11 protein-coding genes and 1 pseudogene are annotated in these 9551 nt (G+C 63.2%); 2 read left to right on the top strand and 10 right to left on the bottom strand.

What is annotated here, in order from left to right; translation table 11 throughout:
- The 6 genes and pseudogenes from QVE23_RS06470 to QVE23_RS06445 form a co-directional block, all read right to left on the bottom strand.
- Positions 1-177, bottom strand: a pseudogene (locus QVE23_RS06470) (branched-chain amino acid aminotransferase); the annotation flags it as partial.
- Between the two features lie 433 nt (positions 178-610).
- On the bottom strand, positions 611-1147 hold the full coding sequence (locus QVE23_RS06465; protein WP_021748017.1) for a 2-oxoacid:ferredoxin oxidoreductase subunit gamma family protein: 537 nt from the start codon (positions 1145-1147) through the stop codon (positions 611-613).
- 1 nt (position 1148) lies between these two features.
- Positions 1149-1907: a thiamine pyrophosphate-dependent enzyme gene (locus QVE23_RS06460; protein ID WP_119310409.1), complete on the bottom strand. Its 759-nt coding sequence runs from the start codon at positions 1905-1907 to the stop codon at positions 1149-1151.
- Position 1908: 1 nt separating this feature from the next.
- Positions 1909-2979 carry a 3-methyl-2-oxobutanoate dehydrogenase subunit VorB gene (locus QVE23_RS06455; protein WP_021748015.1) on the bottom strand — a complete coding sequence of 357 codons (1071 nt, stop codon included), beginning with the start codon at positions 2977-2979 and terminating at the stop codon, positions 1909-1911.
- Between the two features lie 17 nt (positions 2980-2996).
- The gene (locus QVE23_RS06450; RefSeq protein WP_021748014.1) at positions 2997-3209 is read right to left on the bottom strand and encodes a 4Fe-4S dicluster domain-containing protein; all 213 of its coding nucleotides are present in this window, start codon (positions 3207-3209) and stop codon (positions 2997-2999) included.
- Between the two features lie 35 nt (positions 3210-3244).
- Positions 3245-3928 (bottom strand): P-loop NTPase, encoded by a 684-nt coding sequence (locus QVE23_RS06445; RefSeq protein ID WP_021748013.1) that lies wholly within the window; start codon positions 3926-3928, stop codon positions 3245-3247.
- 165 nt (positions 3929-4093) lie between these two features.
- Here QVE23_RS06445 and QVE23_RS06440 point away from each other — a divergent pair, with 165 nt between their 5' ends.
- The gene (locus QVE23_RS06440) at positions 4094-4777 is read left to right on the top strand and encodes a FadR/GntR family transcriptional regulator (RefSeq protein WP_025544674.1); all 684 of its coding nucleotides are present in this window, start codon (positions 4094-4096) and stop codon (positions 4775-4777) included.
- 91 nt (positions 4778-4868) lie between these two features.
- Here the strand turns inward: QVE23_RS06440 and QVE23_RS06435 are convergent, their stop codons facing one another.
- Positions 4869-6752, bottom strand: a complete 1884-nt coding sequence (locus QVE23_RS06435) for a heavy metal translocating P-type ATPase (protein ID WP_287967771.1) — start codon at positions 6750-6752, stop codon at positions 4869-4871.
- A gap of 151 nt (positions 6753-6903) precedes the next feature.
- On the opposite strand from QVE23_RS06435, the gene QVE23_RS06430 reads away from it, so the two are divergent.
- Positions 6904-7365 carry a GNAT family N-acetyltransferase gene (locus QVE23_RS06430; RefSeq protein WP_256264584.1) on the top strand — a complete coding sequence of 154 codons (462 nt, stop codon included), beginning with the start codon at positions 6904-6906 and terminating at the stop codon, positions 7363-7365.
- 42 nt (positions 7366-7407) lie between these two features.
- On the opposite strand, the gene QVE23_RS06425 is transcribed toward QVE23_RS06430, so the two are convergent.
- The 3 genes from QVE23_RS06425 to QVE23_RS06415 form a co-directional block, all read right to left on the bottom strand.
- Positions 7408-7683, bottom strand: a complete 276-nt coding sequence (locus QVE23_RS06425) for a metal-sensing transcriptional repressor (RefSeq protein WP_025545246.1) — start codon at positions 7681-7683, stop codon at positions 7408-7410.
- A 62-nt stretch (positions 7684-7745) separates the two neighbouring features.
- Positions 7746-8180, bottom strand: coding sequence for a type II 3-dehydroquinate dehydratase (gene aroQ, locus QVE23_RS06420; protein WP_025545245.1), 435 nt, complete (start codon positions 8178-8180; stop codon positions 7746-7748).
- Entirely contained in the window at positions 8161-9405 is a 1245-nt protein-coding gene (locus tag QVE23_RS06415; protein WP_025545244.1) for a shikimate kinase, read from the bottom strand. The genes aroQ and QVE23_RS06415 overlap by 20 nt, the downstream gene beginning before the upstream one ends.
- Positions 9406-9551: the final 146 nt, after the last annotated feature.

Genomic DNA, 9551 nt, shown 5'->3' with positions numbered 1-9551 from the left:
GGCAGGATCCAGGGGGAAGGGCTGATAGGGGACGATGCGGGCGTCATGCCAGCCCTTGTCCGGCGCATAGTCCATGACGAACATGTGGTCGGTGAAAATCTTACCGAAGCCCAGCTTGCTCTCGTCCGCGGGCTTGGCCTTGGGGCTGGTGGTCTTGGTGATTTGAATATCCAGCATATTGATCGCTCCTTAAAAATAGTTTGAAGTTTTGGGGGATAGCAAAAAGACTTTCGCGCACTCCTGCCCTGCACAGGAGAGGCGAAAGTCAAACTTCCGTGGTACCACTCTCGTTGCCGCTGGTCCAGCGGCCGCTCGTCTGCCCCGATAACGGAGGGCGTCCGGTGCGGCGTACTGGGAAAGCTCTGTTCCGCCCACTGCTCCCGGGGGAGGCCAGCAAAGCTGCCCCCGCTGCCTCGCACCGTCCGGCAGCTCTCTGAGGGGAGAGATCTTCGCGGCGTGTCCCGTTCCACGCAATATAAAGCCATATTCTTCTATGATATCTTTTATACGCTGATACACAGCCAAAGTCAACTGTTAAAATGCACAGAAAGCGCAGGGCCCGCCAAAGAGAGAGGGCCGGTGAGCAAACTCGCCGGCCCTCTGAAACAAATCACTGCACGCAGGCCATGCCGCGGCGGAACGCCTCGATGTTCAGGGGGACGAACTTGGCCTTGGCGCCGGTGAACATCTCCTGGATCATCTTCTCGATGGTCTCCGCCTTCAGCACCTTGGTGCCGGCCACATAGGCGCCCAGCATCACCATGTTGCTGACCTTGGGGTTGCCCACCTCGTCGGCGATCTGGGAGCAGGGGATGTAGTAGGCCGTCAGGTCCGTGCGGGAGACTTTATCCGTCACCACGTCGCTGTTGACGAATACCATGCCGCCGGGGACGACGCCCTCCTCGAACTTGACCAGAGAGGGCTCATTCAGGGCGATGAGCTCGGTGGGATGGGCGAACACGGGAGATCCCACGGGCTTGTCGGAGAGCACCACAGAGCAGTTGGCGGTGCCGCCACGCATCTCGGGGCCGTAGGAAGGAGCCCAGGTAACGTTCAGGCCCTCAGCCATGCCGGCCTCTGCCAGATTCTTGCCGATGGCCAGGCCGCCCTGGCCGCCGAAGCCGGAAATGACGATCTCTTTTTTCATCTCATTTCACCTCCGCGCCTTCCGGGGCCGTCTCCTTGATGACACCCAGAGGATAGTAGGGGACCATGTTGTCCTTCAGCCACTGATTGGCCTTCAGCGGCGTCATGCCCCAGTTGGTGGGGCAGGTGGACAGCACCTCGATAAAGGTGAAGCCCTCGCCGTTCATCTGCTTCTGGAATGCCTTCTTGATGGCCTTCTTGGCCTTGTTGATGTTGGCGATATCCGTGACGCAGACCCGCTCGGCATAGGCGCAGCCGTCCAGGGTGGAGAGCATCTCCGCCATGCGGATAGGCATACCGGCCTGCTCCCGGGTGCGGCCCTCCTGGCAGGTAGTGGCCTTCTGGCCGATCAGAGTGGTGGGGGCCATCTGACCGCCGGTCATGCCGTAGATGGCATTGTTGACAAAGATGGTCGTGAACTTCTCGCCCCGCATGGCGGCGTGGACGATCTCCGCCGCGCCGATGGAGGCCAAGTCACCGTCGCCCTGGTAGGTGAACACCGCCTGATGGGGATGGGTGCGCTTGATGCCGGTAGCTACGGCAGGCGCCCGGCCGTGGGCGGCCTCCTGCATGTCGCAGTTGAAATACTTGTACGCGAAGACGGAGCAGCCCACGGGGCACACGCCGATGGCGTCATCCAGCAGACCCAGCTCCACCAGCGACTCTGCCACCAGCTTGTGGATGATGCCGTGGTGGCAGCCGGGGCAGTAGTGGAACTCCACGTCCGTCAGGCCCCGGGATTTCTCATATACGATCGCCATGTCACTTGCCCTCCTTCAAGGCCTTCTTGGCCGCTTCTACCATCTCTTCCACGGTGGGCATCACGCCGCCGGCGTGGCCCAGGTAATGGATGGGCTTTCTGCCCTCCACGGACAGACGGACATCGTCGATCATCTGGCCGGTGGAGCTCATCTCCACATCCAAAAATGCCTTCACGTGGTCGGCCTTGGAGAGCTTGCGCAGGGCCTCCTCCGGGAAGGGCCACAGGGTAATGGGACGGAACAGGCCCACCTTCAGCCCCTCGGCGCGCAGCGTCTCAAGGGCGGTGAGGGCGATCCGGGCAGGGGTGCCGTAGGCGGTGATGACGATCTCGGCGTCCTCGCACTCCGTCTCGGACCAGCGGACCTCGTTCTTCTCCATCAGGGCGTATTTCTCCGCCAGATGGTCGTTGTGACGGTCGCACTCCTCCGGATCCATGTACAGGGAGTTGATGATGTTGTTGTGGTCCCGGTCCTTACGGCCGGTGGTGGCCCAGTCCTTGGGGGGCAGGTCCCGCTTGGGGACAGGACGCCACTCGATGGGCTCCATCATCTGGCCAATCAGGCCGTCCATAACCACCATGACGGGGTTGCGGTACTGGTCGGCAATGTCAAATGCCTCCTGGACGAAGTCCACCGCCTCCTGCACATTGGAGGGGGAGAGGACCAGCGTCCGGTAATCGCCGTTGCCGCCGCCGCGGGTGGCCTGATAGTAATCGCCCTGGCCGGGCTGAATGGTGCCCAGGCCCGGACCGCCGCGCATGCAGTTGACGATGACGCAGGGCAGCTCGGCGCCGGCGATGTATGTAATGCCCTCCTGTTTCAGGCTGATGCCGGGGGAGGAGGAAGAGGTCATGGCCCGCATGCCGGCGCCGGCGGCGCCGTACACCATGTTGATGGCCGCAACCTCAGACTCAGACTGCAGGAACACGCCGCCCGCCTTGGGCAGATGGGCGGACATATACTCCGGGACCTCGCTCTGAGGCGTGATGGGATAGCCGAAGAAGCAGTCGCAGCCGGCGCGGATGGCGGCCTCGGCGATGGCTTCATTTCCTTTCCAAAGTTCTTTTTCCACGGTCGATGACCTCCTTCTCAGAATTTTTCCACAGTGATGATGGAGTCCGGGCAGATCTTCGCGCAGCTGGCGCATGCAATGCACTGGCTGATGTCCGTCACATGGGCGGGGTGATACCCCTTCCGGTTGATGACGGCCTGATCGATGGCGACGATGTGCTTCGGGCACACAGTGGTGCACAGCTCACAGCCCTTGCACCGGTCAGAGTTGAAGGTTACCTTTGCTGTCATGGTTGCAGGATGCCTCCTTTTTTCCTGCCGCGGAGTCAGCGCTCCCACGGCTTTTTCATATTGATGGCAATGGGGAACACGGGTTCCCCCAGGTCTGACAGGGATTCTAAGAACCGCCGCTCCGCCGTGTGGCAGAGGATCGGGATTCCGGTCTGCCGGGAAACCTCTTGTGCCAGGGCGGCGCCCTTGCGGATTTCGGCCGGCGTGGTCTCGCCGCACAGATGGGTGTTGTTCACCAGGCCCGAGCAGGTGAGGCCGGTGACGGCCTCAATGGAGCGGAGGTAGGCGGCGGCGCTCTCCGCATCCCGCACCTCCGGCCGGTTGGCGTTGAGGACGAAAATCAGCTGGTAATCCTCCTGTACGATCTTGGGCTGAAACCGGGCCAGCACCCGGGCGCCCACCGGATCGCCGCCGATATCCAGGATGCCCCGGATCTCCCGGTTCTCCAGAATGGTCAGCAGCTCCGCCGGCAGGGCGGGGACATCCGCGTCCGAACAGGCCTGGGAGGAGGAAATCACCCGCACACCGGCTTTTTCCAGGAGGGGCCGCCGCTCCCGAGAGCGGAAATAGGGGTTGACGATATCCAGATCCGCCAGCATTACCTGTTCCCCCTCAGCGGCCAGCGCCAGGGCCAGATTGACGGAGACCTCCGTCTTTCCGGTGCCGTAGTGGCCGGTGAGGATCGAGACGCGGTGGGAAAACATGTCCTTGGCCGTCACAAGCGGTTCACCTCATTTTTTCACAAAATAGTTGTATTATTTTTTCATTTGTTGTATGATGTCATTGTACTCTAAAAGAGATATGATGTCAAGGACATTTCCGTACTGGCCGGAAAATCCAGTGGAGAAATGCCTGACCTCACCACGGATGATGGAGGGATGCGCATGGGTGAGGGACGGAAAGTCAAATTGTCGGAGCGGACGGCCGACCGGCTGTGCGAGCTAATCATGGACGAACGGCAGTTCACGCCGGGGAGCAAGCTCCCGAATGAAAACGAACTCAGTGAGGCGCTGCACGTCAGCCGCACCACGCTCCGGGAGGCCATCTCCTTTCTGGTGGCCCAGGGCGTGTTGGAGATCCGCCGGGGCAAAGGCACGTTTGTCACGGAGGATCTGCCCGCCAGCGCGGTGGATCTGACGGCGCTGTCCAACCTGCGGTCCCGGGTCCGGGCCAGGGACCTGTTTGAAATGCGGCTGATCTTTGAGCCCGCCACCGTGGCGCTGGCCTGTCAGCGCGCCACAGACGAGGAACTGGCGCAGATCCGCCAGAAAGCGGAGCGGATGGAGCGCATCGCAAAGGCGGGCGGAGACTGGCCCCTGGCGGACCAGGAGTTCCACATGGCCATCATCAAGGCCTCCCACAACGAATATATGCGGCGGCTGTACCCGATCATCAACGGCGCGGTGAACGAGATCCTGCAGGTCTCCGTAAATCGGGCGCACATGCAGAGCATCGCCATCGCGGACAACTACATGATTCTGGACTTTCTGATGCAGCGGGACGAGGCTGGCGCCCGCCACGCCATGAGCATTCACATCCGGCACCTGCTGAACACCCTGAAGGGGTGAGAAGCCAGGACTTAAAAAGCCCCCCGGCAGAGGCCGGGGGGCTTTTTGCTGTAGGAGGGCGCAGAATCTTCTGTCCCATGGCCTGCCGCTGTCACGGGCGCTTCCGCCACTTCAGCAGCAGAGAGGAGTTGACAATCACCAGCACGGACCCGGCGTTGTGGACCAGGGCACCCACCACCGGGTTCAGGATACCGATGATAGCCAGGGCGATGGCGATGAAGTTCAAGGTCATGGAGAAGGCCAGATTGCTCTTGATGGTGCGCATCATCCGCTTGGAGAGTGCCAGCAGATGGGGCAGCTCCCGGATGTCGTCGTTTACCAGGGCGATGTCCGCGGCGTCCACAGCGATGTCGCTGCCCACGCCGCCCATGGCAATGCCCACATGGGCCCGCTTCAGGGCTGGAGCGTCGTTGATGCCGTCCCCCACCATGCAGACCAGATGTCCACTCTGCTGGCTGCGGTCGATCCAGGTTAGCTTATCCTCCGGCAGGCACTCCGCCTGGAAGGTGCCGATGCCCAGCTCTCCGGCAATATGCCGGGCGGCCCTCTCGTGGTCGCCGGTGAGCAGCACCGGGGTCACGCCGGTGGCCCGGACATCCCGGATGGTCCCGGCGGCGTCTGGCCGCAGGGTGTCTGCCAGGGCCAGAAAGCCCGCCGGGCGGCCGTCTACCGCCACATAGATGACGGTGCAGCCCTGCTCCAGGGCAGGGACGGCAGCCTGGGACAAGGATTCCCAGGGGACATGTTCCTCTGTCAGCAGCTCCCGGTTACCGGCGACGAGGTGATGACCCGCCACAGTGGCAGAAACACCCCGGCCGGGGAGCATCTGGAAGTCCGCTGTCTCCGGCGGCGCCGCGACGGTCTCGGCTCGCCAGCCCTGAACAACGGCACGGCCCAACGGGTGCTCGGACCGGAGCTCCGCCCCCGCAGTCCAGGCGTAGAGCGCGTCCCGGGATACGTCCGGCAGCAGGCTCTCCACCAGCTTCACCTGGGGGGTGCCGAGGGTCAGAGTGCCTGTCTTGTCAAAGGTCACCTGGGAGACGGAGGCCAGCCGTTCCAGAGCGTCTCCCTCCCGCACCAGAAAGCTGTGCCTGGTGGCGTTGCCGATGGCGGCCATGATGGCAGTGGGAGTGGCCAGCACCAGGGCACAGGGGCAGAATACCACCAGAATGGTCACCGCTCGGATGGGATCCCGGGTGATGAGGCCCGTCAAGGCGGCGGCGGTCAGGGCCGCCACTACGATCCAGGTGGCCCAGCGGTCTGCCAGCCCCACGATCCTGGCCTTGCCGGCATCGGCGGACTGGACCAGCCGGATCATCCGCTGGATAGAACTGTCCTCCCCTACCTTCGTCGCCCGCATCTCGAAGGCGCCGAACTGGTTCACCGTGCCGCTGGAAACCTCGTCTCCGGGCCCCTTGTCCACAGGCAGGGACTCGCCGGTCATCACCGCCTGGTTGATGGAGGTCTGTCCGGTGAGAATCTCTCCGTCCACTGGCACGGTCTCGCCCGGCAGCACCCGGAGCACGTCGCCCACAGCCACCTGCTCGGCGGGAATGGCCTCCTCCCGGCCGCCGGTGAGGCGGCGGGCGGTCTGGGGCGTCAGATGCACCAGCTTCTCGATGCCGGCCCGCGCCCGGGCCACCGTGAGATCCTCCAGCAGGGCGCCCAGCTGCATGATGAAGGCCACCTCGCCGGCGGCGAAGTCCTCCCCAATGATGAGGGAGGCAATCAAGGCGATGGACACCAGCACGTCCGCCTTGATGTCAAAGGCTGTCACCAGGCCGATGACTGCCTCCAAGATGATGGGGATACCGCAGAGGACGACAGCTGCCCAGGCGGCGTCAAAGGGCAGCTGCGGCAGCAGGTCGAAGATGCTGACAAGCAGGGCGATGCCGGAGAAGACCAGGCAGGTCACGGCCTTCTTCACGCCGCCCCACTCCAGAAATCGCTCCAGAGTATGGATCAAATGGCTCACATCCTCTCTTTATACCTATGGGGGTATATGTATATTATACCCATAGGGGTATGCCTGTCAAGAAAAAGTGCCGCCGTTTTCAGGCAAAATACCTTGCGGCACACAGATTCTTCCTGTAAAATGACCACAAAACAGGAAGGAGAGAACAGAAATGCGACTGCGGCGCTACCGGACAGAAGACCTGCCCATTCTGGCCCGCCTGTTCGGTGAGACGGTTCGGCAGGTGAACTGCCGGGACTACGCCCCGCCCCAGGTGGAAGCCTGGGCCGCCGGAGAGGCGGATCTGCTGACACGGGACAGCTGGTTTCAGCGGCTGTACACCCTGGTAGCAGAGGCGGACGGGCGGATTGTGGGCTACGGCAATGTGGAGGATACCGGTTATCTGGACCACCTGTTCGTCCGGTGGGACTGCCAGGGACAGGGCATCGCCGCAGCCCTGTGTGACGCGCTGGAGGCCCACTGCCGGGAATTGGGGGTGGACGCCGTCACTGTCCACGCCTCCAAGACCGCCCTGCCCTTCTTCCTCGGCCGGGGCTATGCGATAGAGCGGGAACAGCAGGTGCCCTGCCGCGGACAGGTATTGACCAATTACGCTCTGGAGAAAATCCTGTAACATATACAAAGGGGATCGGCTTTTCAGCCGATCCCCTTGCCTTCAACCCATGTTGGAGAACCGCTCCACCGCCTTGGTGAAGCTCTCGATGGTCTTGTCCGCATCCCCGTGCTGGATGCCGTCCCGGACACAGTGCTGGATGTGCCCCTCCAGCACCACCTGCCCGCACTTGTGGAGGGCGGACTTGGCGGCGTTGATCTGGGACAGCACATCCTCACAGGGCACGTCCTCGTCTACCATGCGGTCAATGGCCTGCACCTGGCCGATGATCTTCTTCAGCCGCCGGTGCAGGTTGTCCGCATCCATACATTGTCTCATGCCGACACCTCCCGGATACCCAATGGGGTATGGGCATATTATCCGTCAGAGACCGCCGTTTGTCAAGCGTCCGCGCCGCAGAGAAACCGCAGGGCCTCCACATATCCCTGGAGCCCATGGCCCCGGATGGTGGCCGCGCAGGCGGCCCGGATGTAGGAGACACGGCGGAACTCCTCCCGGCTGTCCGGGTCGGAGACGTGGACCTCCACCGTGGGGATCCCCACCGCCTTCACGGCATCCAGCAGGGCCACACTGGTGTGGGTGTAGGCTGCCGGGTTGATGATGATGCCGTCCACATGGTCGAAGTATGCCTGCTGGATGGCGTCCACCAGGGCCCCCTCGTGGTTGGACTGGAAGAAGGAGACGGACGCGCCCAGCCGGTCCGCCTCCGCCCGGATCAGGGCCTTCAGGTCCTCATAGGTCTCATGGCCGTAGATCTCCGGCTGGCGGATTCCCAGCATGTTCATATTGGGGCCGTTAACTACCAGAATGTGCACAAAAATCCCTCCAGATGGCGGCGGCGGTGTCCTCCACCGTGCCGCTGTTGTCAATCTCCACGTCCCGGAATCGGGCGTACAGGGGCGCCCGCTCCCGCCACATGGCGGCCAGATCCGCCCCCTGGGACAGGGGCCGGCCCTCGGTGGGCAGCAGGCTGAGATCCCGTACCAGCTGATAGATGCGGCCGTTCTGATGGAGGGCCGCGTAGTTTTCCGCCGTCTTGATGATACCGCCGCCGGTGAGGAGGATGACGCCTGTGCGCTTCCCAGCCTCCTCCGCGGCGGCCCGCTCCCGGGCCCGGAAGCCGGACTCGCCTTCACGCTGGAAGATCTCCGGGATGGAACAGCCGGCGGTGGTTTCGATCATCTGGTCCAGATCCACGGCCTCCCGGCCGGTGAGGCGGGAGAGCGCCTCCCCCACCGTGGTCTTGCCACTGCCGGGCATGCCGATCAGGATGAGGTTGGTCATCTCCCGCCGGAGCTGAACCAAAATCCGCTCATTCTCACCGGCGGGAATGGACCTGTTGAAGAACCGCTCCTCTGCCGCCACCGCCTGGGCCACCAGCATGGGCAGTCCGTCAGAGCAGGGGATGCTCCGCGCCTCCGCCTGCAGCAGCAGGGCCGTGCGCCGGGGATTGTAGATGACGTCCAGCACCCCCTGACAGACGGGAAATACGGACAGGTCCACGGGAGACTGGCCGTTGCCGGGGTACATGCCCACCGGAGTGGCGTTCACCAGGATCTCCGCGTCAGCGTGGCGAGAGAGGTTGTCATAGTTGTCCGGACCGAAACGGGATACCACCACAACCTCCGCCGCGCCCCCCTGCCGGACGGCGGTCTGGGCCGTCAGAGACGCCCCGCCGCTGCCCAAAATCACGACTTTTTTCCCTGACAGGGAGATACCCGCCCGGCAGGCCATATAGAGGAACCCGTCGATGTCCGTATTATAGCCCACCAGCTTGCCGTCTGCGCACCGGACGATGGTGTTGACGCTGCCGATGGCCTCCGCCGCCGGGTCGATCTCATCGCACAGGGGCATCACGTCCCGCTTGTAGGGGATGGTGACGTTCAGGCCGCCGATGTCCTTCCGGTGAAGAAAGGGAGCCAGTCCATCCGGCTCCAGCTCGAGAAGGCGGTAGGCGCCGTTGCCCAGGGCGGCATGGATGGGGACGGACCAGCTGTGGCCCAGCTTCCGGCCCAGCAGGCCGTAAATCCGCTCATCCATGGCTCAGACTTCCGCGTAGTTGCCCAAGAACTGGAACTCGGCACAGCTGCGCTCCATCTCCTCCAGCATGGCCAGGACGCTGGGATCCTGGACGGAGGCGTCCAGCTCCAGGAAGAAAACAAACTCAAAGTCACTTCCCGCCACGG

The organism is Oscillibacter sp. KLE 1728 (genome assembly GCF_934833455.1).
GTDB classification, from domain to species: domain Bacteria; phylum Bacillota; class Clostridia; order Oscillospirales; family Oscillospiraceae; genus Oscillibacter; species Oscillibacter welbionis.
Note: the sequence above shows the minus strand (reverse complement) of the source record. Positions and strands in the feature narration are given on the sequence as shown.